Genomic DNA, 22,923 nt, shown 5'->3' with positions numbered 1-22,923 from the left:
ATCTGTTATTCATAGCGGGTGGTTATGAATGGCATCCGCGCAGGTAGCGGCGCTGCCGGTGAAGACGTCGCATAACCGTGGCCGGAGGTTCACGCCCATTCTCGACCGGTCTTATTCTTTTCCTGTCGCTCTGTTCCCAGTGATATCGCCGAGCATCAGCAGCGCCGGAGGCGGCCTGTCGCGGGGGGTCGCGCCGTGGTCGGTCGGATGCCCGGAGTAATGTTCTGGCATGTTCGCCGTAACCGTCACTCAGACCGATCCGCACGACCCGCTCAAGGGACTGACCCTTGGGGAGCACCCCGAGCCCGCCGTACCCGAGGGATGGACGACCGTCACGGTCCGCGCCGCCGCGCTCAACCATCACGACCTGTGGACCCTCAAGGGTGTGGGGATCAGCCAGGACCGGCTGCCCATCGTGCTCGGCTGCGACGCGTCGGGGGTGGACGAGAACGGCAACGAGGTCATCGTCCACTCCGTGATCGGCACCCCCGTCGACGGGGACGAGACCCTGGACCCGGACCGTTCGCTGCTGTCGGAGAAGTACGACGGGACGTTCGCGGAGAAGGTCGCGGTGCCCCGCCGCAACCTCGTCCCCAAGCCGGCGGCGATCACCTTCGAGGAGGCCGCCTGCCTGCCCACGGCCTGGCTGACGGCCTACCGCATGATCTTCGACAAGGCCGGGCTGGAGCCGGGCTCGACCATCCTGGTCCAGGGGGCCGGAGGAGGCGTGGCGACCGCGCTGATCGCGCTCGGCCGGGCCGGCGGCTTCCGCGTCTGGGCGACCAGCCGCTCGGAGGACAAGCGGGAACGGGCCCTCGCGCTGGGGGCCGACCAGGTCTTCGAGACGGGAGCGCGGCTGCCCGAGCGGGTGGACGCCGTCATGGAGACGGTCGGCGAGGCCACCTGGAAGCACTCGCTGAGCTCGCTGCGCCCGGGTGGCCGGATCGTCACCTGCGGCGCGACGAGCGGCATGGTGGCTCCCACGCAGCTCGCGCAGGTCTACTACCTGCAGAAGTCGATCATCGGGTCCACGATGGGGACGCGTGAGCAGCTCGCCCGGCTCGCGGTGTTCCTGGAGCAGACGGGCGTCCGGCCGACGATCGACCGGGTGCTGCCGATGGCCGAGGCCGAGGAGGGCTTCGCCGCTATGGACCGCGGCGAGGTCTTCGGCAAGGTGGTCTTCACGCTCTGACGGCCCGCGCGGGGCGGGCGGCGGGGCGGGCGGCGCTGGCGCCGCCCGCCCTCCCGCCGGTCACGCTGCCGCCGGTCACTGGGCGCCCGGTTGTAGGGGGCGCCCGGTTTCGGCGGCGTCGGGGGTCTGGGGGCAGTCAGGGGGTGCGCAGGGCCCGGCGGATGCGCTCGGCGGCCTCGTCCAGGGCGGCCCGGCACTCGGCCAGGGCGCGTTCGTGCGGCACCCCGGTGTTGGACGACCGATGGACGTCGGCGACGAAGTCGGCCAGCATCCGGCTGAGCGCGGCGTCGTGCTCGCCCTCCCGGGCGCCGCCGGCCCCCCAGGACTCCTCCCAGATGCGGCGCCACTCGTGCTGCCAGCGCTCGCTCTCCTCGCGCCACTGGCGCTTGTGGCGGCGCCACTCCTCCTTGGCGTGGTCGCGCTGCCGCCGCCACTCCTCCTTCTGCTCACGTCGCTGGTCGCGGTTGTCGTGGCCGATGTCCCTGGCCATCTGGGTGAGCTCCTCGCGCAGCGAGCGTACGGTCTGCCGCACGTCCTCCTTGACCTCGCGCGCGATGTCCTGGACCGAGGCGGTGATCTCCCGCTCCAGGTCGGCCAGTTCGTCCATCCTGTCGTGCAGTTCGGCCCGCCCCTTGTCGGTGAGGGTGAAGACCTTCTTGCCGTCCACGACCTCGTGGGTGACCAGGCCCTCTTCCTCAAGCCGGGCCAGCCGGGGATAGATCGTGCCGGGGGAGGGGGAGTAGACGCCGAGGAAACGGTCCTGCAGGAGCCGGATGACCTCGTAGCCGTGCCGCGGGCTCTCCTCCAGCAGCTTCAGCAGGTACAACCGCAACCGGCCGTGCCCGAACACCGGACTCATGCCGCCTCCCCGCCTTCCGCGCCGAGCGCGGTCGTGCCGGAGGCGCGCGGTGTGGTCGTGCCGGAGGCTCGCGGTGTGGTCGTGCCGGAGGCGCGCGGTGTGGTCGTGCCGGAGGCGCGTGGTGTGGTGGTGCTCATGACCTCTCCTCCGCTCGCCCGGCGGCGGGCTGGCCGCACAGCAGGGTGACGTCGCCGGACACGGTGGTCGCCGACAGGGATGCCATGCCGCCGCCCAGCCGGCCGCCGAGCGACCGGCCTCCGGGCGTCGCGGAGGCGTGCAGTTCAGGGAACGCGGACTCGATCCGGCCCGAGGTCGATCGGAAGGACACGTCGGTGTCCACGTCCTGGGGGAGCCGTACGACGATCGTGCCGGACATGCTGTGCAGGGTGACGTGACCGGTGGGCAGCAGGTCGAGGTCTGTGGTGACGCGCCCGGACACCGTGTTCGCGCGCAGGCGCCGCGGCCGGCCGCCGGCGATGGTGAGCTCGCCTGAGACGCTGGTGAAGGACAGGTCGCCGGCCAGTTCCCGGCTCTCCAGCGCGCCGGAGACCGTCTCGGCCCGCACCTCGCCGCCGACCCCGTCGAGGACGATGTCCCCGGACACGGCCTTCAGGCGGGTGACCCCCTCCATGCCCGTCACGACGGCGGTGGCGGCGACCACCCCGGCCTGGACGGGGCACGTCTTCGGCACGGTCAGCGTCAGCGTGGTGCTGCGCGGGCCAGGGCGTAACAACCCGAGGATCCCGTCCCACGTCAGGTCCTTGTACGCGACCGTCAGGCGGCCGTCGTCGTCGTGGGTCACCACGAGCGGCGCGCCGTCCACCTCCGTCACTTCGAGGGTCGGCGGGCCGTCGCTGGCCAGTACGGCGAGCCGGCCCGCCACGATTCGCACGTTGAGCGCGGTGACCTCTCCGAACGTGAGCCGTCCGGGAGAGTCGATCGTGTATTGGGGCATCGCTTGAGCCCTTCCACGCGAAGTCCTGTGTCCGCGCGGCGGCCACCGCGCGGACGTACTATCGCCTTACACGATATATCTCGTTCCATGAAAGTCAAGATATATCGCGTTTGTCGGGACTCGTGGCCAGCCGACCGGGCCGACCAGGAGCGCGGCCCGGTCAGCCCAAACACCCGGTCAGCCCGATCATCCAGGCGGCCCGGTCAGCCCGTGCGGTCAGTCGTCGTCGTCGTCCAGGCGGGCGAGCCAGGTGGCCAGCCGCTCCACGGGCACCTCGAACTCCGGGTTGAGGTCGACGAACTCGCGCAGCCGCTCCGCCAGCCAGCCGACGCTGACCTCCTCCTCGCCGCGGCGCTCGACGAGCTCCTCGATTCCCTTGTCGGTGAAGTACATACCTCGCTCCAGTGAACGACCTGACTCATGGAGAGAGGCCCCCCACGGACGTGGGGGACCTCTTCAGCCGTACGGGACTTCGGATCAGCCGAAGATCTCGTCCAGGATTCCGTGCAGTTCCTCGTCGTGCTTGGCGTGGGAGCCGACGGCCGGCGAGGAGTTCGGCGTACGCGAGACCCGGCGGAAGGTGCGTCCCCCGAGCAGGTCGGGCTTCTCCACCATCTTGAGGCTGAGGTACGGCCACGGGCCCATGTTGACGGGCTCGTCCTGCGCCCAGACGAGGTCCGCGCCGTCGGGGTAGCGGCTCAGCTCCGCCTTGAGCGGGTTCTCCGGGAACGGGTAGATGCGCTCCAACCGGACCAGCGCCACGTCGTTGCTGCCGCTCTTCTCCCGCCGCGCCAGCAGGTCGTAGTAGATCCTGCCCGAGCAGACCACGATCCGCCGGACGTTGGACGGGTCCACCGTCGAGTCGCCGATGACCGGGCGGAAGGCGCCGCTGGTGAACTCCGACGTGGCCGAGGCCGCCGCCTTGAGCCGCAGCAGCGACTTGGGCGTGAACACGATCAGGGGCTTGCGCCGCTGCGACAGCACCTGCCAGCGCAGCAGGTGGAAGTAGTTCGCCGGGCTGCTCGGCTGCGCCACCGTCATGTTGTCCTGCGCGCACAGCTGCAGGTAGCGCTCGATGCGGCCGGAGGAGTGGTCAGGGCCCTGACCCTCGTAGCCGTGCGGCAGCAGCAGCACGACCGAGGAGCGCTGGCCCCACTTCTGCTCGCCCGACGAGATGAACTCGTCGATGATCGACTGAGCGCCGTTGGCGAAGTCGCCGAACTGCGCCTCCCAGGCGACCAGGGCGTCCGGCCGGACCACGCTGTAGCCGTACTCGAAGCCCATCGCGGCGAACTCGCTGAGCAGCGAGTCGTACACGTAGAACTTCGTGGTCCCGTGGTTGAACGTCTTGAGCGGAGTGTGCTCCTCGCCGGTGACACGGTCGACCAGCACGGCGTGGCGCTGGCCGAAGGTGCCGCGGCGGGAGTCCTGACCCACCAGGCGGACCGGGTGGTCGTCGATGAGCAGCGAGCCGAACGCGAGCAGCTCACCGGTCGCCCAGTCGATCGCGTCCTCGGAGATCATGGTGCCGCGGCGCTGGATCACCGGGGCGAGGCGCGGGTGGACGGTGAAGCCCTCCGGCAGGTTGAGCTGCGTGTCGATGACCCGCTTGACGACCTCCTCGGAGATCGCCGTCTTGGTGTCCTCGTGCGACCACGGGATCTGCTCGTCGCGCTGGGGGACCACGACCGCGCCCGGCTCCAGCGGCTTCCTGGCGGCCTCGCGGGTCTCGGTGAAGGCCCGCTCCAGCTGCTCCTGGTAGTCGCGCAGGGCCTGCTCGGCCTCCTCGACCGTGATGTCGCCGCGGCCGATGAGGGCCTCGGTGTACAGCTTGCGGGTCGAGCGCTTGGCGTCGATGAGGTCGTACATCAGCGGCTGGGTGAAGGCCGGGTTGTCGCCCTCGTTGTGGCCGCGCCGCCGGTAGCAGATCATGTCGATCACGACGTCCTTGCGGAACGTCTGGCGGTACTCGTAGGCGAGCTGGCCCACGCGGACGACGGCCTCGGGGTCGTCGCCGTTCACGTGGAAGATCGGCGCCTGGATCATGCGCGCGACGTCGGTGGCGTACACGCTGGAGCGCGAGGACGCGGGGGAGGTGGTGAAGCCGACCTGGTTGTTCACCACGATGTGCACGGTGCCGCCGGTGCGGTAGCCGCGCAGCTGGGACAGGTGCAGGGTCTCGGCGACCACGCCCTGGCCGGCGAACGCCGCGTCACCGTGGACGAGCACGGGCAGGACGGTGAATCCCTCCTCGCCGCGCTCCAGCAGGTCCTGCTTGGCGCGGACCACGCCTTCGAGGACGGGGTCGACGGCCTCCAGGTGCGAGGGGTTCGCGACCACGGACGTGCTGATCTTCTTGCCGCAGGGGGCCACGAAGTCGCCGCTCGCGCCGAGGTGGTACTTCACGTCGCCGGAGCCGTGCGCGCTGCGGGGGTCGATGTTGCCCTCGAACTCGCCGAAGATCTGGGCGTACGACTTGCCCACGATGTTGGCGAGCACGTTGAGCCGGCCGCGGTGCGCCATGCCGATGACGACCTCGTCGAGGCCCTCCGCGGCCGCGTCGCTGATCACCGAGTCGAGCAGCGGGATCAGCGACTCGCCGCCTTCGAGCGAGAACCGCTTCTGGCCGACGTACTTGGTCTGCAGGAAGGTCTCGAACGCCTCGGCGGTGTTGAGCCGGCGCAGGATGTGCAGCTGCTCGTCACGGCTGGGCTTCTCGTGCGGCTGCTCCACCCGGGTCTGGATCCAGGCCCGCTCCTCGGGGTTCTGGATGTGCATGTACTCGATGCCGACCGTGCGGACGTACGAGTCGCGCAGCACGCCGAGGATGTCGCGCAGCTTCATCAGCGGCTTGCCGCCGAAGCCGCCGGTCGGGAACTCGCGCTCCAGGTCCCAGAGGGTCAGCCCGTGCGACTGGATGTCGAGGTCGGGGTGCTTGCGCTGGCGGTACTCCAGCGGGTCGGTGTCGGCCATGAGGTGGCCGCGGACCCGGTACGCGTGGATGAGCTCAAGCACGCGGGCCGACTTGGCCACGTCGTCGTCGTGGGTGGCCGAGATGTCCTGGACCCAGCGGACCGGCTCGTACGGGATGCGCAGCGACTGGAAGATCTCGTCGTAGAAGCCGTCCGCGCCGAGCAGGAGCTGGTGGATGCGGCGCAGGAAGTCGCCCGACTGGGCGCCCTGGATGATCCGGTGGTCGTAGGTGGAGGTGAGGGTCATCACCTTGCTGATGGCCAGGCGGGACAGGGTGTCCGCGGACGCGCCCTGGTACTCCGCCGGGTACTCCATCGCGCCGACGCCGATGATCGTGCCCTGGCCGGGCATCAGCCGCGGCACGGAGTGGACCGTGCCGATCGTGCCGGGGTTGGTCAGGGAGATCGTGGTGCCCTGGAAGTCCTCCACGCCCAGCTTGCCCGCGCGGGCCTTGCGCACGATCTCCTCGTACGCCACCCAGAACTGGCGGAAGTCCATCGTCTCGGCGTGCTTGATCGAGGGGACAAGCAGCTGACGGCTGCCGTCGCTCTTCTGCACGTCGATCGCGAGGCCGAGCCCCACGTGCTCCGGCCTGACGAGGACCGGCTTGCCGTCCACCTCGGCGTACGAGTGGTTCATCTCGGGCATGGCCTTGAGCGCCCGGACGATCGCGTAGCCGATGACGTGGGTAAAGGAGATCTTGCCGCCGCGGCCGCGGGACAGGTGGTTGTTGATGACGATGCGGTTGTCGATGAGGAGCTTGGCGGGGACCGCGCGGACGCTGGTGGCCGTGGGGACGACCAGCGATGCCTCCATGTTGGCGGCCGTGCGCGCGGCGGCGCCGCGCAGCTTCTCCTCGACCGCGCCCGCCGGCACCGGGGTCTGCTGCTTCGGCGCGGGCGCCTTGGCCTCGGGCTTGGGCTGCGGAGCGGGCTTCGGTGGGGCCGTCTGCGGTGCCGGCGTCACCGGCGCGGGCGCCTCTGGCGCGGCCGTGACGGTCGCGCCGTTCCCCGCGCCTGCGGACTTCGGTGGAGCGGGTTTGGCCGCCCCGTTGTAGTCGGCGAAGAAGTGCCACCAGGCCTGGTCAACAGACTCGGGATCTTCGAGATACTTCTGGTACAACTCGTCGACAAGCCACTCATTTTGCCCGAAGCTTGCCAGCGGGTTTGTCCGCGACGACTCAGACGACACGGCGGAAATCGCCCTCTTCCGCAGATCGGCGTTGATGTTTGGTGAACCTGTCCAAGGCTACTCTCCTCGCACACCGAGGTGCGCCCCGGCCGGTCGCAGGTCTCGGCCCATTGTTCCAGGATCGATAAAAGAGGTCACGCGCGGATAGCCCGTCTGGGTGGTGAGGTGTGTCTCACCGTCTGGTCATCTCGGCTGTGTCAGCCGATGAACCGCGACTCGATCCGGATATTGGGGTTTATATCAGGCAGCATACCCATGAGGTCGTCGCCCGCCGAACGCAAGGCGTCCAGAGAGAGCGGTTCGAGACGCTCCAGGAGGAATAGCGCGTCCACCGTCTCCTCGGTGATCCTGGTCCTGACGCACTGCCGCCAGTTCCATCGCCGGCAGGTGACCCCGGCGTCGTCGCGCCACACCACCTCGCCGATCTCCGGGTCGCCCAGCGCCTCCTCCGACGGCTCGTCGCCCGCGGCCCGCACCAGCCGTGCGGCCCCCTGGTATCGGCGCAGGTCCTCGCCGCCGATCGGCAGGCAGTGCCGTACGGACACGGCGTTGTAGGCGTCCACCACCAGGTTGATCTCGGGGAGCGGCATCCGGCGGACCAGCGCGTCGACCGACGGCCGGGTGCGCTGCGGTTTCGCGCCGAACGCGCGGTAGGCCGACCGCCACGCCTCGATCCTGGGGTCGTCCGGCGGCGCGGCGTTCGCGGCGGCGTCGGCCAGCCAGGCCCGCGAGCGGTCGTCCGACGGCCCGTTGCGCAGGCCGTACGCGCAGATCGCCAGGACGGCGAAGTCGGGACGCAGCGCGGTGACCGCGTCGTCCACCCGGATGTCGTCAAGCATGCCCGGCAGCCTACGGCCACGCGCGCATGGCGAGCGTCGCCACCGCGTGCAGATCCTCGCGGGCCGCGCCATCCCTGGCCTGGGTGGACATGCCCTGGATGACGGAGGCGAAGAACGTCGCCAGCGCGCCCGCGTCGGTCTCCGGCGGGAGGAGGCCGGTCTCGACGTCCCGCTCGACGCGGCGGCGGATCGCGGCCTTACCGGCCTCGCGGTGTTCCCGCAGTTCCCCGATCACGCCGGGGTCGGTCGTGTTCACCCCCGCTGAGATGATCATGCATCCGGGCGGATGCGCCGGGTCGGTGTAGACCTCCGCCGCCTCCCGCAGCAGGCGCCCGACGGCGGCCCGCGCGGTCGGCTCCCCGGCCAGGGCCCGGGCGGCGAACGCGCCGTGGGTCTCCTGGTAGCGCCGCACGGCCTCGCCGAACAGCCGGCGCTTGTCACCGTAGGCGGCGTAGAGGCTGGGCGGGTTGATGCCCATCGCCGCCGTCAGCCCCGCGACCGAGGTCGCCTCGTAGCCCTGCCGCCAGAACTCCTCAAGCGCCCGCTCCAGCGCGACGTCGCGGTCGAACGCCCTGGTCCTTCCCATGCGCCGATTCTATAGCGATCGCTAAGATCGTGTTATTTTGTAGCGGGCACTAAAGAAAGGAGCTGGCATGGCCGCGCTGAGGGGCAGGACGGCGCTCGTGACGGGTGCGAGCAGAGGGATCGGGCGGGCGATCGCGGAACGGCTGGCGGCCGACGGGGCGCTGGTGGCGGTCGGATACGCGAGAGACGAGGCCGCGGCGAAGGACACGGTCGCGGCGGTAGAGGCCGGGGGCGGCCGGGCCTTCGCGGTCCGGGCCGAGCTCGGCGCGCCGGGCGGCGTGGACGAGCTGTTCGCCGGGGTGGACCGGGAGCTGGGACCGGGGGCGCCGATCGACATCCTGGTCAACAACGCGGGGATCACCCTGCGAGGGACGATCGAGGAGATCACCCCGGAGGACTACGACGAGATGTTCGCCGTCAACACGCGGGCGGCCTTCCTCGTCACGCGGCGGGCGCTGCCGCGCATCCCCGACGGCGGGCGGATCGTGACCGTGACCTCGGGCGTGACCAGGATCGCGTTCCCCGAGGCGATCGCGTACGCCATGACCAAGGGCGCGCTGGAGACCTTCACGCTCGCGCTGGCCAAGCATCTCGGGCCCCGCGCGATCACGGTCAACAATGTGGCGCCGGGGATCGTCGACACGGACATGAACGCGGGCTGGCTGCGCGGCGACGGGGCGGCCTGGGCGGCGGCGGCCGGGCGGGCGGCCCTGGGCCGGGTGGGCAGGCCGGATGACGTGGCCGGGGTGGTCGCGTTCCTCGCCTCGGACGACGCCGGCTGGGTGACCGGCGTCACCGTCGACGCCACCGGCGGCAGCGACCTGTGATCCGCGCCCGCCGTCAGTCCCAGGACGTGTCGAGCAGCCGCTCGAAGTCGGCGGCGGCCTGCTCGGGGTCGAACCAGGGCAGGGCCTCGCGGATCATCTCTCCGGTCCTGCGGGCGGCGTCGAGTCGCGCACGGGAGACGGCGGCACGGACCTCCTCCGCGAGCGTCCGGCTGTCCAGGCGCGAGGCGCGCGGCCCGAACGTCACGTCGAGCACCAGGCCCTCCGCCGACACGGTGGCCGTCACCTGACCGGAGGCGGCCTCGCCGGTGCCGGTGATCTCGCCGAGGCCGGCCTGGGCGCCCTCGGCCCAGGCGCGCAGACGCTCCGCCCGCTCCTCGGCCCCGGCCAGATCCTCCTCGCGGATGTCGGCCGGGTTGATGCGGGAGCCGTACACGGCGCCTCCAGTCGGGTCGTGAGGGGTCGTCGTGAGGGGTCGTCGTGAGGGGTCGTCGTGAGGGGTCACAGCAGGTCGCGGGCGATCCGCTCCACGCGGTCGCGGACGAACCTCTCGTCCAGGGGAGGCGGGACGTCCGCGGTGTCGGCGAGGGCGGCCTCCGTGATCTCCCGGGTCCTGGCCTCGGCGTCCCGCTGGGCCGCGCGCAGCACGGCCGTCACGCGCCTGCCGAGGGTCTCGCGGTCGAGCCGCATGACGCGCGGGTCGAAGCGCAACTCCACGATCTCGCCCCGGCCGTCGGCGACCGCCCGGATCGTCCGGTCGGGGCTCTGCGCCTCCGCCGTCACGTCGCGGACCAGGGCCCGCGCCTCCCGTAGCCGCCGCATCGTCGCCCGGCCCTCCGCCAGCACGCGCTCCAGCAGTTCGGCGTCGCCGTCGGGGGAGGGGGTCGTCATGAGAAAGAAGGCTATCGAAAGGGAGATCAGCGTTTACTGTGATCTATACGGAATAGGAAGCGGGGAGTTGGGGTCTGCGGCATGGAGTCGGGACTGGAGATCGTCCACGACCGGATGAGGCAGGACGCCTTCCGGATGCGGGTGCACGGCGACGACTACGCCTCGGCGCTGCGCCGGCTCAGGGAGCGCGGGCTCGGTGGCGCCGCGTGGCAGGACGACGGCCTGCTCGGCATGCTGGCCGGTCCGTACGCCGAGTGCACGCTGCTGGGGGTCGAGGCGCTGGCCGGCCTGTCCGCGGCGATCGGCGACACCGGCGACGGGCTGGGCAGGGCGAGCGCCCGCGTCGCCGAGGCCGAGGACGCGAGCCGGTCGCTGTCCCGGGACCTGTACGGCGAGCAGTGGGCGTGACGGGGGCCCGGCGATGGGGCTGACGGTTCCCCCGCAGGTGGACGTGATGCTGAGCCTGCTCGGCGTGCCCTGGCCGAACGTCGACGAGGACGAGATCCGCAAGGACGCCGACGCCTGGCGGACCGTGCTCGCGGGCACGGAACGGTCCGGCGGGGCGGCCGACGCGACGATCGCGGGGACGGGCGAGACCTACCGGGGCAGGTCGGCGACCGCGCTGGCCGGCTACTGGAGTGAGACGGGCGGCGAGGGCGGGCATCTGGCCCGGGCGGTCACCGCCGCGCGGTGGGCCCCGGCCGTGCTCGACAACACGGCCTGGCTGACGACCGGGGTGAAGGTCGCCGTGGCCTCGACCGCCGTCTACACGTCCGTGCGGGTGGCGCGGGCGTACCTGGCGGGCGGTCCGCTCGGCGCGGCCCTGGCGGCGGCGGAGATGTTCCGCTCACGCGCCGCGATCGCGAAGATCCAGCGGGAGGGCGCGGAGGGTGCGGGGCGGGTGCTCGCGCCCGCGCTGGACCGCAAGGTCACCGAGCAGTTCCGCCACATCCTCGAAGGGCTGCGCCGCCCGGGTGGCGGAGGGCTGGTCCCCGCGTTCGCCGGCGCTGGCCACCGGATCCCGGCGCGGGGGACCGTGGGCCCCCGTGCGGCCACCGGCCGGTCTCCGCACGACGGCCTGATGCTCATGGGGCGCAGCAACAAGAACGCCCAGAGCGGCGGCAACGGACGCCGCGGCGGGGGCGGGCGCCGTGGTGGCGGCGGTAGCGGTGGAGGTGGCGGTAGCCGTTCCGGCGCCGACGGCCGGACCGCCCACAGTGAGCAACGCCAGAGCCAGCGTGGCTTCAGCGACGACATGATCGAGGACGTCAAGGCGAACGGCCGGCGGAGCCGTGGCCACGATCCCGGCACCTCCGTCTACGAGACGGACAAGTTGAAGGTCGTCGTGAACGACAGGACCGATACCGTCATCACGGTCATCCGCAAGACGAAGCGAAGGAACTAGCCGCCGGGCGAGGGTGAGAGGTCTGCGTGCGCATCGATCACGACAGTGAGAACAACGTCGCCTACATCTACCTGGTCGACGAGATCGGCGAGGGAGAGGCGGTCACCCAGATCGAGGTCGAGGACGACGAACTGCGCGGGGAGATCGTGCTCGACCTGGACCGGGAGGGGCGCCTCCTGGGCATCGAGGTGCTCGGCGCGTCGCGCATCCTGCGGCCCGAGGTCCTCGCCCAGGCCGACGACGACGGCGATGACGATGACGGCGACGCGGGCGGGCAGGGCGGCGGCATCAGCCTGCCGCCCTACGAGCCGCACCTGCGCTGAGCCGCACCTGCGCTGAGCCGCACCGGCACTGCGAGAACGCCGAACCGGCGACATGGAACCGGCCGCCGCCTCTGCAGAGGCGGCGGCCGGGGTCTTCAGAGGAGGCGTCCGCTCAGCCGGAGCAGGCGGCGCCGTTCAGCGTGAACAGGTCGGGTGCCGGGTTGGCCTGCGGCGCGCCCTGGCCGTTGAAGCCGAACGTGACCGACTGGCCCGGCTGGATCTTCTTGTTGTACGTCTCGTTCGCCGCGGTGACGGTCGCACCCTGCTGGGAGAACTTCGCGCTCCAGCTGTGCTCGACCTTCTGCCCGCCCAGGAAAGACCACTTCAGCGACCAGCCGTCGATCGCCTTCGTGCCGGTGTTCTTGAGGGTGACCTGGGTGGTGAAGCCCTGCGGCCAGCTGCCGTGCGTGGTGTAGGTGACCGCGCAGGAGGCCGGCGCCTTGACGGTGCCGTCGCCCTGGTCGGCGATGAACGCCGCGATCCACGACATCGGGGCGTTCCAGTTGATCGTCAGCTCGTTGGTCGCCCACGAGCCGATGTCGTCGATGTAGCAGAACTGCGCCACGCAGCCCGTCAGCTTCGCCTGGGCCACCGGGTCCTGGATGCTGGAGTTGGGACCGCCCGAGAGCGTGCCGCGCGGCGGGTTGGGCAGCGAGGTGTCCAGCGAGTGGGCGTACCACCTGCTGTGCTGGTTCTTCGACGCCACCTCGCCGTAGCCGGTCACATACGACTGGTTGAGCGCGTTGCGGCCGAAGATGTAGTCGATGCCCTGCAGCACGCCGTCGCGGTACTTCACGTCGCCGGTGATGTCGTAGGCCGTGGCCATGACCACCATGTTGTTGACGACGATGCTGTTTGATCCCCAGTCGTAGGACGCCGCGTTGTACGGCAGGCCGTAGGGGTGGGCCTTCAGGATGCCGAGGTACTTGTCCGCGCCGGCCACCACCGAGGCGCGCACGTCGTCGCGGCCGGGCAGGGCGTTGGGCACGGTCGCCAGGTCGAGGCGGCCGAGCGCCGCGACGTTGCCCCAGTCCATGGCGCCGGTGTTCCAGATGTCGGCCGTGTGCAGCGGCGAGGCGAGGACGTAGTCCTTGAACTCCTGCTCGCCCGTGGTGATGTAGAGCTCGGCCGCCGCCCAGTAGAACTCGTCGCTGACGTTGGCGTCGTCGTAGGTGCCGCCGCCGACGCCGTCCGAGGGGGATGCGAGCAGGTTCGGGTGCGCCTTGGCCGCCGCCCACGCCTTCTTCGCCGCCGCGAGGTTCTTGGCCGAGAAGGCCGCGTCGTACGGCGCGAAGACCCGGGCCGCCTGGGCGGCCGTCGCGGCGAGGTTCAGCGTGGCCGCCGTGGAGACCGGGTGCAGCTCGCGCTTCTGCGGGTCGAGGTGCGGCAGCAGCGGGAGGCCGGTCCAGTTCTCGTCATGGATCTTGTGGTGGGCCATGCCGTCCGGCCGCTGCATCTTCAGCAGGAACTCCTGCTCCCAGCGGGCCTCGTCGAGGATGTCGGGGACGTCGTCGCCGCTCTCGGGGATGTTCAGGCTCCCGACCGGCTTGGCGGTCGCGGCGTTCTTGGTGCGCTCGAACTCGCTCATGAGCTGGGCGACCGAGATGCCGCCGTTGACGACGTACTTGCCGTGGTCGCCCGCGTCGTACCAGCCGCCGGACACGTCGAGGGTGTAGTCGCAGACGCCCGGCTGGCAGGGCACGTTCTTGTCGCCCTGGTTGGGGGCGACGTCCACGTGACCGGCGGGCCGGCCGTACCCGGGACGCAGGGCGTCGTCGATCGCGATGCCGCTGCGCTGGGTGTAGAAGAACTTCAGCGCGTCGAGCTTGAGGTCGGCGTACGAGTCGGGCTTGATGTCGAACGGCCGGCTGGTCTCGCCGTCGGCGGTCAGCGTGTAGCCGGTCCCTGCCTTCGTGTACGAGCCGAAGTCGATGGAGTGGACGTTCTGCGCGGAGCTCGAGTCGACGCCGCGCGGGGTGGTGGTGCCGTTCGCGACCACGGTGCCCGCGGAGTTCTTGAGCTGCCAGGGGAGCGCCTCGGTGGCGTCGGTGACGACGGTGGCGTTCTTGGGGCCCTTGGGCAGGTAGGCCACCTGGTTCACGCGGACCCGGGGGCCGGTGTCGGGCGTGTAGATGTCCGGCGGCGCCCCGCCCTTGAGCGAGACGTTGTCCACGCAGAAGCGCCACGCCGTCGCGCTGCCGCCGAGCTGGAAGACCACCTGCGCGTTGGGCAGGTCGACGGGCGAGGTGAACGTGTAGCTGTAGGTGTTGCCGGAGACGCTCAGCTCGGGGGCGGCCGCCACGTACTGCGTGTAGGGGTCGGTCGGGAGCTGGACGTACGCCCTGGCGACCTTCCCGGGCGACGCGGTGGCGAAGAAGCTGAACGCGTAGGTCTCGTCCTGCACGAGCGGGATGTCGTTGACGCCGATGATGGCGTCCCAGGGGTTGGTCGTCCCGCCGGGGATGTCGGAGCAGAGCCGGCCGTCGGTCAGCTCGAAGTTCAGGTTCGCGGTGTGCCACCACGGGTCCGTGGTGCTGTCGAATGTGCCGTTGGGGATCTGTTCAGGGCCCTCTTCCGCTGTGGCGGGAGGCGTGCCGGTCAGGCATGCGGTGGCCAGTGCCGCCACTGCGAGGATGCCGATTCGTCTGAGCACAGTCGTCCTCGGGGGTGGTGTGGGAGCGCTCCCAAAGCGGTGAGCGAATCGCATGTTTCCTTTGGGTTTCGCCGAACGTCAACGAGCCGGTCGGGGTGAGGCCGTTGACCGGGCATTGCCGGGCCGCGTGCCTGAAAATTTCATTTCCGCAGAGAAATCTTTGCAAAAGAACCTTTGCGAGTTAGTGTCCGAGGCATGGATCAGGAGGTCTTCCACGTCCGCGATTCCCGCACCCTGAAGGCGGTCGCCCACCCGCTGCGGGTGCGGCTGCTCGGGGAACTGCGCGCCAACGGCTCCGCCACCGCGACGGAGCTGGCCGCGCGCCTCGGCGAGAGCTCCGGCTCCACCAGCTATCACCTGCGGCAACTCGCCAGATACGGCTTCCTGGAGCAGGACCCCGACCGGCGCGACCGGCGTGAGCGCCGGTGGCGGGCGATCCACCGCTTCACCTCCTGGAGCGACGTGGAGATGGCCGCGACCGCGGAGGGCAGGGAGGCCGCGGCGTTCCTGCGGCGGCGGCAACTGGAGAAGCTGGCCGCCGACGTGGAGAACTTCGAGCGCGAGCGCGACCTGTGGAGCGAGGAGTGGGTGGAGGCCGCCGGCATGTCCGACCTCGTGGTGCGGCTCTCGCCCGCGACGGTGGCGGACCTGTACGAGCGGGTCTCGGCCCTGTTCATCGAGGCCGGGGAGCGGGACAGGGACGACCCTGACGCGCGCCAGGTCTCGGTGCTGCTGGCGGCCCATCCGCGCCGCGACGACCCGGCCGCCGGACATGCGTGAGCACGGGCGGTACGCCGCGATCGAGTTCCTCACCTGGCTGCCGACCGGCCTGATGCTGGCGCCGATGGTGTTGCTGATGGCCGGGCGCGGGCTGGACATCGCCGAGATCGGCCTCGTCACCGCGGCCTACTCGGTCACCGTCGTCGTCCTGGAGTTGCCGACCGGCGGGCTCGCCGACGTGCTCGGCAGGCGGGCGGTGCTCGCCGCCTCGGCCGTCGTCGGCGTGGCGGCGCTGGTCGTGATGGCGCTGGCGCACTCCGCCTGGGCGTTCCTGGTCGCGTCCGTGCTCAAGGGCGTCTCCCGCGCGTTGTCCAGCGGGCCGGCGCAGGCGTGGTACGTCGACACGCTGCACGAGCGGCACGGCCCGGACGCCGACCTCAAGCCCGGGCTGGCGGCGGGCAACATCGCGGGCTCGTCCGCCCTGGCGCTCGGCACCCTCGCCGGGGGCCTGCTCCCGCTGGCCGTACGCCGGGATCCGCTGGCCGCGCCTGTCTGGGCGGCGGCGGGGGCCTCGGTCGTCCTCCTCGTGGCCGTGCTCGTGCTGATGCGGGAGCCGAGCCGTACGGCGCGGGGGCCTGGCCGGGCGGCCCGGCTGACCGCGGCGGTCCGCGACGTGCCGGTCACGATCGCGGGCGGAGTGCGGATGGGGCTGACCGACCGCGGTCTCGGCCGGCTGCTGCTGATGGCCGCGGCGGGCGGCGTGATGCTCAACACGATCGAGATGCTGACCCCCGGCCGGCTCGCGGAGGTCACCGGGCGGGCCGAGACGGGCGGCGCCGCCTACGCCTTCGTGACCTTCGCCGGGTTCGCCGCCAACGCGCTCGGCAGTTCGCTCGCGCCGGTGGCGGCCCGGCTGGCCCGCGGCTCCGTACGGGCGGCGGTGCTCGCCACCGCCGTGGTCTCGGCGGCGGTCGCCGCGCTGGCCGCCTCGGTGGTGCTGCGCGGCTGGGCCGCGATCGCCGCCGCCGCGGCCGCCTACGTCGTGCTGTTCACCGCGCTCGCGGTCGCCTCCCTGCTCAGGACGGAACTGGTCCACCGGCGGGTGGCCGCGGACCGCCGGGCGACCGTGATGTCGGTGGACTCCCTGCAACTCCAGTTCGGCGGCATGCTCTCCTCGCTCTGCCTGGTGCCGCTGGCGGGGATCGTCGGCGTCGGTCCTGTCTGGGCCGTCACCGCCGTGGTCGTCCTCGCCTCCGCCCTCCTGTACGTACGCCTCCCAGCCGCTCCCACCGTGAGGCACCTCCGGTAGAACCAAATTCGGTATGGGGGGCAGAATCAAGCGGGCAGGGTTGCGAAAGGGACGGGATGTCGATGAACAAGGTGAGCGTGACCGCGGCGAACGAGGCGCAGCGCGCGGCGTGGCTGGGCGGGGGACTGCCCGAGGTGGAGCGGGTGCGGCCGGGGCTGTGGTCGATCCCCGTCCCGATCCCGATCAACCCGCTGCGCTACGTGCTGGTCTACGCGCTGGAGATCCCCGACGGGGTGGTCGTCATCGACGCCGGGTGGAACACCGAGGAGGCGTACGGCGCGCTCGTCGCGGGGCTCGCCACGGCAGGGTACGAGATCACCGACGTGCGGGCCGTGCTGGTGACGCACATCCACCCGGACCACTACGGTCTGGCCGGCCGGATCCGCGAGGTCTCCGGCGCCTGGATCGGGCTGCACCCGGCCGACGCCCGCATCGTGCACGACCGGTACGAGGATTCGGCGATCGACGCGCTCGTCCAGCGGGAACGCGACCTGCTGGTGCGGTGCGGCGTGCCGGACATGACGGCGGAGGAACTGGCCGGGGCGTCGCTCATGCTGCGGCAGTTCGTCACGATGGCGACGCCCGACCGGCTCATCGAGGACGGCGACCGGCTCGACCTGCCGGGCTGGGACCTGCGGGCGGTGTGGACCCCTGGCCACTCGCCCGGCCACCTGTGCTTCGCGGAGCCGGAGCGCAGGCTGCTGTTCTCCGGCGACCACGTGCTCGCCAGGATCACGCCGATGGTCGCCGTGCACCCGCAGTCGGCGGACAACCCGCTGGCCGACTATCTCGACGCGCTGCGGGCGGTGGGCGGACTCGACGTCGAGGAGGTGCTGCCCGCCCACGAGTACCGCTTCCTCGAACTCTCGGACCGGGTGAACTACGTGATCGCGCACCACGAGGAGCGACTGGCGGAGGTGCGCGGCGTCGTGACCGAGGGCGACGGCTCCACCTGCTGGGACATCGCCACCCGGCTCACGTGGTCGCGCGGCTGGGAGGAGATCCCCGCGCACATGCGGCGGGCGGCCAACAACGAGACGCTCGCCCACCTCGTGTGGCTGGAGCGACAGGACATGGTCACCCGCGTGCCCGGCAAGCCGGACCTCTGGTACGGCCCCTCCGCCTGACGGTCCCCTCACGTGGGCTTTCCCGGCCGATCGGCACGGGATACCGTGCGGAAAGAACTAGAACGATGTTCTCTTCTGGTCCCGTGAGGAAAGGGTGGCGCCATGTCCGAGGGATCCGAGCTGAGGTTCGACGGGAGAGTAACGATCGTCACCGGAGCCGGGCACGGGCTCGGCAGGTCCCACGCGCTGCTGCTCGGCCGGCGCGGGGCGAAGGTCGTCGTCAACAACGCGGGCATCCTGCGCGACCGGTCGTTCGGGAAGATGACGGTCGAGGACTTCGACGCCGTGCTCGCCGTGCACGCGCGCGGGTCGTGGACCGACGACCTCACCGTCGAGGCGATCCGCGACAACTGGGAGGCCGTCATGGCCGAGGAGCCCCATCTGCCGACCAGGCTCGGCGAGCAGGCCGGCGCCTCCCTGCAGGCCATGCTCTGACCTCAGGGCTCGCCGTCCGGGTGTTCCGGCGGGCAGGCGACGTCGGTGGACAGGTCGCCGGGCCGCCGCGGCACGGGCGCGCGGCCCGGCGGCTGCCTGACCGTCAGATCGGGGAACGGCGGCGGCGGGTTGCGCCGGGTCTGCGGCCGCTCGCTGAGGCTGAGCTCCTCGCCGTGGTGCGTCACCGTGATGGGGTCGCCGTGCAGCAGCCGGTACGTCGTGCCGTCCTGGGCGATGTCGACCCGCAACAGCCGGCCCCGATAGCGGACGCGGAACGTGAGCCGGGTGATGCCGGAGGGCAGGCGGGGGGCGAAACGGACGCGCCCCTCGCGGGCCCGCATGCCGCCGAAGCCCCCCACCAGCGCGATCCACGCCCCGGCGAGCGAGGCCATGTGGACGCCGTCGCGGGTGTTGCGGTTCAGGTCGCGCAGGTCCACCAGCGCGGCCTCGCCGAGATAGGCGTAGGCGAGGTCGAGCTGCCCCACCTCGGCGGCGAGCAGGGCCTGGGTGGCGGCCGACAGCGAGGAGTCCCTGACGGTCAGCGCCTCGTAGTAGGCGAAGTTGCGCGCCTTCTGCTCGGGCGTGAACGACTCGCCGCACAGGTGCATGGCCAGCACGAGGTCGGCCTGCTTGACGACCTGCTTGCGGTACAGGTCGAAGTAGGGGAAGTGGAGCAGCAGCGGATACTGATCGGGACGGGTGGCCGCGAAGTCCCACCGCGCGTGCCCGGTGAACCCCTCGCTCTGCTCGTGGACCCCCAGCCGCTCGTCGTACGGCAGGTGCATGGCCGCGGCGGCGTCCCGCCACGTCGCCGTCTCCTCCAGCGTGACGCCGAGCTCCTGCGCCTGGTCGAAGTGGCGTACGGCCACGGTGGCGGCGGCGTGCAGGTTCCGCTGCGCCATGAGGTTGGTGTAGACGTTGTTGTCCGCGACGGCGCTGTACTCGTCGGGGCCCGTCACGCCGTCGATGCGGTAGCGGCCCTCGGCGTCGTGGTGGCCGAGCGCGCTCCACAGGCGGGCGGTCGCGACGAGCAGCGGCAGGCCGACCTCCCGCTCGAAGCCGGTGTCCTCGGTCGCGTCGACGTACCGCGTGACCGCGGCGGCGATGTCGGCGTTGACGTGGAAGGCCGCCGTGCCCGCAGGCCAGTAGCCCGAGCACTCCTCCCCGTTGATCGTCCGCCAGGGGAAGGCGGCCCCGCGCAGCCCGAGCTGTTCCGCCCGCGCCTGCGCGAGGGGGAGGATCGACAGCCGCCACCTCAGGGCGTCGGCGGCGGCCCGGGGATAGGTGTAGATGGCCACGGGCAGCACGAAGCTCTCGGTGTCCCAGAACGCGTGCCCGTCGTAGCCCGAGCCGGTCAGCCCCTTGCTCGGGATGGGCTGCCGCTCCAGCCGGGCACCGGCCTGGAGCAGGTGGAACAGCCCGAAGCGCACCGCCTGCTGCACCTCGGAGTCGCCCTCCACCTCGACGTCCGCCCCCGCCCAGTAGTCGTCGAGGAAGGCGCGCTGCTCGTCGCGCAGGCCTTCCCATCCGGTGAGCCTGGCCGCGGCCAGCGCCGCCACGACCTGGTCGTGCATCGCGGGCCTGGACCGCTTGGCCGACCAGCCGTAGGCGAAGAACTTGTCCAGCCGCAGCCGCTCGCCGGGCTTCAGCCGGGTGGCGACCGTCACCCGGCTGACGTCGCCCTGGCCGTCGCACTCGACGTGGGTGCCGTCCGGGCCGTCGATCTCGTGGCGCATCCCGGCGGCGACCCGCAGCCGGCTGGCCCTGGTCGAATGGACCATGACGCACGCGCAGTCGCGCGCGGCGACGTTCTCCTCCAGGACGAGCGGCGCCTCCAGCGCGGCGGCTGCGCGGGGGTCGGCCACCGGCGGCACGGTCTCGTTGGCCACCAGTTCCGACTGGACGACCACGCTGAGCGGCTGGTCCACCGCTTCCACCTCGTAGCGGACGGCGGCGACGGCCCGGTGGGTGAAGGACACGAGCCGGGTCGAGGTGACCCGCACCGTGGCTCCGGTCGGGGAGCTCCAGTGCACCATCCGGGTCAGTGTCCCCGCCCGCAGGTCGAGGACCCGTTCGTGTGAATGCAGCGTGCCGTATCTGACGTCGAACGGCTCGTCGTCCACCAGCAGCCGGATGAGCTTGCCGTTGGTGACGTTGACGACCGTCTGCCCTGACTCGGGATAGCCGTAGCCCGCCTCGGCGTACGGCAGCGGGCGCAGCTCGTAGAAGGAGTTGAGATAGGTGCCGGGCAGCCCGTACGGCTCGCCCTCGTCGAGGTTGCCGCGCAGCCCGATGAGCCCGTTGGACAGGGCGAAGACCGATTCGGTCTGGGCGAGCACGTCGGCGTGCAGGTGGCATTCGCGCACCGCCCACGGCTCCACCTCGAAGGCGGGATGTCTGATCATGTCTCGTCCAGCAGGTCGGAGAGGTCCCTGACCACCACGTCGGCGCCGCTGTCCCGCAGGGCGGCGGCCTGGTGCCCGCGGTCCACGCCCACCACGAGGGCGAAGCCGCCCGCGCGCCCGGCGGCGACCCCGGCCAGCGCGTCCTCGAAAACGGCGGCCTCGGCGGGGGCGAGCCCGAGAGCCGCGGCGGCGGCGAGGAACATGTCGGGGGCGGGCTTGCCGGCCAGGCCGCGCTCCCTGGCCACCACGCCGTCGACCCGCGCCTCGAACATGTCGTCCAGCCCGGCCGCGGCGAGCACCCGCGCGGTGTTGGCGCTGCTGGAGACGACCGCGCGGCGCAACCCGGCGTCGCGTACGGCCCGCAGGTAGCGCACCGATCCCTCGAAGACCTCCACGCCCTGCCGGTCGAGGACCGCCTGGAACAGCGCGTTCTTGCGGTTGCCCAGGCCGTTGACCGTGGGTGTGCCCGGCGGGTCGTCCGGCGTGCCCTCGGGCAGGTCGATGCCTCTGGACAGCAGGAACCCCCGGGTGCCGTCCAGGCGTTTCCTGCCGTCGACGTACCGCTCGTAGTCTCCGGTCTCGTCGAAGGGCACGAACGGCGTGCCGGTGGCGGACGCCCGCTCGCGCAGGAACTCGTCGAACATCTCCTTCCACGCCGCCGCGTGGACCCTCGCCGTGCGCGTGAGCACCCCGTCCAGGTCGAACAGGCAGCCGCGCACCTCGTCCGGCAATCCCAGCATGCGTCCTCCCCCCGTCTCCCGCACTCCTACCCAGTAGACAGAGGGTGACTTTTGCTGAATCCAGCGAAAGGTTGCATCAGATCGATAAAAGGTCTTCCCAGGCCAGCGGAAAAGGGGTACGTTTCCGACCAATCACGGGACGCGGAGGCGTAGGTGAAGAGGACGACCATCAGGCCGGAGAACGCGCATCAGGCCGCGCTCCTGCGTCTGCTGAGGGACGGCGGGAGCTCCCGCGCGGAACTCGGCGACGTGGTCGACCTGTCCAGGTCGAAGCTCAACGTCGAGCTGGACCGGCTGGTCGAGCTCGGGCTCGCCGAGCCCGACGGGCTGGCCGCCTCACGCGGCGGCAGGCGCTCGGGACGGGTGCGCATCGCGCGTGACATCCGGTTCGCCGGGATCGACATCGGCGCCACCTCGATCGATATCGCGGTCACCAACGGTGAACTCGAGGTGCTCGGCCACCTGAACGAACCCTGTGACATCAAAGAGGGCCCCGGCGTCGTGCTGGGCAGGGCCATCGAGCTGCTCGGCAAGCTGAGCGACGACGGGCTGTTCACCGATCTCAGCGGCGCCGGCATCGGCGTCCCCGGGCCGGTGAGCTTCGCGGAAGGCGTCCCCGTCGTGCCGCCGATCATGCCGGGCTGGGACCGCTACCCGGTCAGGGAGACGGTCGGGCAGGCACTGTGCTGCCCCACGGTGGTCGACAACGACGTCAACATCATGGCCCTCGGCGAGCTGCACGCGGGCCTCGCGCGGCAGGTCGACGACTTCCTGCTCGTCAAGATCGGCACCGGCATCGGCTGCGGCATCGTGGTGGACGGCAAGATCTACCGCGGTGTGTCCGGCAGCGCCGGCGACATCGGCCACATCCGGGTGGACGACCTCGGGCCGACCTGCTCCTGCGGCAACTCCGGGTGCCTCGAGGCGTACTTCGGCGGCGCCGCGCTCGCGCGGGAGGCCCTCGCGGTGGCGCGCTCGGGCGGCTCGCCGTACCTGGCGGAGCGGCTCGCGGTCGCGGGCACGCTGACGGCGGAGGACGTCGCCGCCGCCGCGGCGCAGGGCGACGCCGGCGCGATCGGGCTGATCCGCGACGGCGGACGCCGGGTGGGACAGGTCCTGGCCAGCCTGGTGAGCTTCTTCAACCCCGGACTCGTGATCATCGCGGGTGGCGTGGCCAAGCTCGGCCACGTGCTGCTCGCGGAGATCAGAAGCGTCGTCTACCGCAGGTCGCTTCCGCTCGCCACCGGAAACCTGCCGATCGTGCTGTCGGAGCTGGGCGACACCGCGGGTGTCGTCGGCGCCGCCCGCCTGATCAGCGACCACGTCTACTCCGACCACGTCTATTCCGGCATCTGACATCGTTGGGAGACCCCATGGCAGACGAACACCCTTTGCTTCAGATGAGGGGGATCGTCAAGCAGTTCCCCGGCGTGCGTGCGCTGGATGGTGTGGACCTTGAGGTCAGGGCCGGGGAAGTGCATTGTCTGCTCGGCCAGAACGGTGCCGGGAAGTCGACGCTGATCAAGATCTTGTCGG

At 71.3% G+C, this 22,923-nt stretch carries 22 protein-coding genes and 1 pseudogene; 11 read left to right on the top strand and 12 right to left on the bottom strand.

Going from position 1 to position 22,923, the window contains the following annotated elements; genetic code table 11:
* The first annotated feature begins 229 nt into the window (after nt 1-229).
* A complete protein-coding gene (locus HHX31_RS32265; protein ID WP_169953366.1) occupies nt 230-1,192 on the top strand; it encodes a zinc-binding dehydrogenase in 963 nt (320 codons plus the stop codon).
* 136 nt (nt 1,193-1,328) lie between these two features.
* Here HHX31_RS32265 and HHX31_RS32260 read toward each other — a convergent pair whose 3' ends face one another.
* The 7 genes from HHX31_RS32260 to HHX31_RS32230 all read right to left on the bottom strand — a co-directional run bounded on the left by HHX31_RS32260 (nt 1,329) and on the right by HHX31_RS32230 (nt 8,595).
* Nucleotides 1,329-2,051 carry a PadR family transcriptional regulator gene (locus HHX31_RS32260; protein WP_169953364.1) on the bottom strand — a complete coding sequence of 241 codons (723 nt, stop codon included), beginning with the start codon at nt 2,049-2,051 and terminating at the stop codon, nt 1,329-1,331.
* Nucleotides 2,048-2,188, bottom strand: a complete 141-nt coding sequence (locus HHX31_RS32255) for a hypothetical protein (protein ID WP_169953325.1) — start codon at nt 2,186-2,188, stop codon at nt 2,048-2,050. Before HHX31_RS32255 ends, HHX31_RS32260 begins: the two co-directional genes overlap by 4 nt.
* Entirely contained in the window at nt 2,185-3,006 is an 822-nt protein-coding gene (locus tag HHX31_RS32250) for a DUF4097 family beta strand repeat-containing protein (protein ID WP_169953362.1), read from the bottom strand. The genes HHX31_RS32255 and HHX31_RS32250 overlap by 4 nt, the downstream gene beginning before the upstream one ends.
* 216 nt (nt 3,007-3,222) lie before the next feature.
* A complete protein-coding gene (locus HHX31_RS32245; protein ID WP_169953360.1) occupies nt 3,223-3,399 on the bottom strand; it encodes a DUF6104 family protein in 177 nt (58 codons plus the stop codon).
* A gap of 84 nt (nt 3,400-3,483) precedes the next feature.
* Entirely contained in the window at nt 3,484-7,170 is a 3,687-nt protein-coding gene (locus HHX31_RS32240) for a multifunctional oxoglutarate decarboxylase/oxoglutarate dehydrogenase thiamine pyrophosphate-binding subunit/dihydrolipoyllysine-residue succinyltransferase subunit (protein ID WP_169953358.1), read from the bottom strand.
* A gap of 197 nt (nt 7,171-7,367) precedes the next feature.
* On the bottom strand, nt 7,368-8,009 hold the full coding sequence (locus HHX31_RS32235) for a B3/4 domain-containing protein (protein ID WP_169953356.1): 642 nt from the start codon (nt 8,007-8,009) through the stop codon (nt 7,368-7,370).
* Nucleotides 8,010-8,019: 10 nt separating this feature from the next.
* Nucleotides 8,020-8,595, bottom strand: coding sequence for a TetR/AcrR family transcriptional regulator (locus tag HHX31_RS32230; protein WP_169953354.1), 576 nt, complete (start codon nt 8,593-8,595; stop codon nt 8,020-8,022).
* Nucleotides 8,596-8,662: 67 nt separating this feature from the next.
* Here HHX31_RS32230 and HHX31_RS32225 point away from each other — a divergent pair, with 67 nt between their 5' ends.
* Entirely contained in the window at nt 8,663-9,421 is a 759-nt protein-coding gene (locus HHX31_RS32225) for an SDR family oxidoreductase (RefSeq protein WP_169953353.1), read from the top strand.
* Between the two features lie 13 nt (nt 9,422-9,434).
* Here the strand turns inward: HHX31_RS32225 and HHX31_RS32220 are convergent, their stop codons facing one another.
* A complete protein-coding gene (locus tag HHX31_RS32220) occupies nt 9,435-9,815 on the bottom strand; it encodes a YbaB/EbfC family nucleoid-associated protein (RefSeq protein WP_169953351.1) in 381 nt (126 codons plus the stop codon).
* Between the two features lie 65 nt (nt 9,816-9,880).
* Entirely contained in the window at nt 9,881-10,270 is a 390-nt protein-coding gene (locus tag HHX31_RS32215) for a YbaB/EbfC family nucleoid-associated protein (protein ID WP_169953350.1), read from the bottom strand.
* Nucleotides 10,271-10,351: 81 nt separating this feature from the next.
* Here HHX31_RS32215 and HHX31_RS32210 point away from each other — a divergent pair, with 81 nt between their 5' ends.
* From HHX31_RS32210 to HHX31_RS32200, 3 genes are read left to right on the top strand one after another with little or no spacing between them, the layout of a single operon-like run.
* Entirely contained in the window at nt 10,352-10,678 is a 327-nt protein-coding gene (locus tag HHX31_RS32210) for a hypothetical protein (RefSeq protein ID WP_169953348.1), read from the top strand.
* A 13-nt stretch (nt 10,679-10,691) separates the two neighbouring features.
* Nucleotides 10,692-11,675, top strand: a complete 984-nt coding sequence (locus tag HHX31_RS33915) for a DUF4258 domain-containing protein (RefSeq protein WP_211590626.1) — start codon at nt 10,692-10,694, stop codon at nt 11,673-11,675.
* A gap of 26 nt (nt 11,676-11,701) precedes the next feature.
* The gene (locus HHX31_RS32200; RefSeq protein ID WP_169953346.1) at nt 11,702-11,998 is read left to right on the top strand and encodes a DUF2283 domain-containing protein; all 297 of its coding nucleotides are present in this window, start codon (nt 11,702-11,704) and stop codon (nt 11,996-11,998) included.
* Between the two features lie 112 nt (nt 11,999-12,110).
* Here the strand turns inward: HHX31_RS32200 and HHX31_RS32195 are convergent, their stop codons facing one another.
* Nucleotides 12,111-14,651 (bottom strand): glycoside hydrolase family 9 protein, encoded by a 2,541-nt coding sequence (locus HHX31_RS32195; protein WP_311932456.1) that lies wholly within the window; start codon nt 14,649-14,651, stop codon nt 12,111-12,113.
* A gap of 195 nt (nt 14,652-14,846) precedes the next feature.
* Here HHX31_RS32195 and HHX31_RS32190 point away from each other — a divergent pair, with 195 nt between their 5' ends.
* From HHX31_RS32190 to HHX31_RS34850, 4 genes and pseudogenes are all read left to right on the top strand, one after another.
* Nucleotides 14,847-15,431: a helix-turn-helix transcriptional regulator gene (locus HHX31_RS32190; RefSeq protein WP_169953343.1), complete on the top strand. Its 585-nt coding sequence runs from the start codon at nt 14,847-14,849 to the stop codon at nt 15,429-15,431.
* A complete protein-coding gene (locus HHX31_RS32185) occupies nt 15,424-16,680 on the top strand; it encodes an MFS transporter (RefSeq protein ID WP_169953342.1) in 1,257 nt (418 codons plus the stop codon). The genes HHX31_RS32190 and HHX31_RS32185 overlap by 8 nt, the downstream gene beginning before the upstream one ends.
* 62 nt (nt 16,681-16,742) lie before the next feature.
* Nucleotides 16,743-17,807 (top strand): MBL fold metallo-hydrolase, encoded by a 1,065-nt coding sequence (locus HHX31_RS32180; RefSeq protein WP_249347262.1) that lies wholly within the window; start codon nt 16,743-16,745, stop codon nt 17,805-17,807.
* A 102-nt stretch (nt 17,808-17,909) separates the two neighbouring features.
* Nucleotides 17,910-18,122: pseudogene (locus HHX31_RS34850) on the top strand (short-chain dehydrogenase); the annotation flags it as partial.
* A 122-nt stretch (nt 18,123-18,244) separates the two neighbouring features.
* On the opposite strand, the gene HHX31_RS32170 reads toward HHX31_RS34850, so the two are convergent.
* Together HHX31_RS32170 and HHX31_RS32165 are read right to left on the bottom strand one after the other, a co-directional pair.
* Entirely contained in the window at nt 18,245-20,647 is a 2,403-nt protein-coding gene (locus HHX31_RS32170; RefSeq protein ID WP_169953337.1) for a glycoside hydrolase family 65 protein, read from the bottom strand.
* Nucleotides 20,644-21,387, bottom strand: a complete 744-nt coding sequence (locus tag HHX31_RS32165; RefSeq protein ID WP_169953335.1) for a beta-phosphoglucomutase family hydrolase — start codon at nt 21,385-21,387, stop codon at nt 20,644-20,646. Before HHX31_RS32165 ends, HHX31_RS32170 begins: the two co-directional genes overlap by 4 nt.
* A 153-nt stretch (nt 21,388-21,540) precedes the next feature.
* On the opposite strand from HHX31_RS32165, the gene HHX31_RS32160 reads away from it, so the two are divergent.
* Together HHX31_RS32160 and HHX31_RS32155 are read left to right on the top strand one after the other, a co-directional pair.
* Nucleotides 21,541-22,743 (top strand): ROK family protein, encoded by a 1,203-nt coding sequence (locus tag HHX31_RS32160; protein WP_169953334.1) that lies wholly within the window; start codon nt 21,541-21,543, stop codon nt 22,741-22,743.
* Between the two features lie 17 nt (nt 22,744-22,760).
* On the top strand, nt 22,761-22,923 hold a 163-nt coding region (locus HHX31_RS32155), incomplete at its 3' end, for an ATP-binding cassette domain-containing protein (RefSeq protein WP_169953332.1).

Source organism: Microbispora sp. H11081, from assembly GCF_012999535.1.
Lineage (GTDB): Bacteria > Actinomycetota > Actinomycetes > Streptosporangiales > Streptosporangiaceae > Microbispora.
The sequence above is the reverse complement of the archived record's forward strand: the minus strand, read 5'-3'. Positions and strand labels throughout refer to the sequence as shown.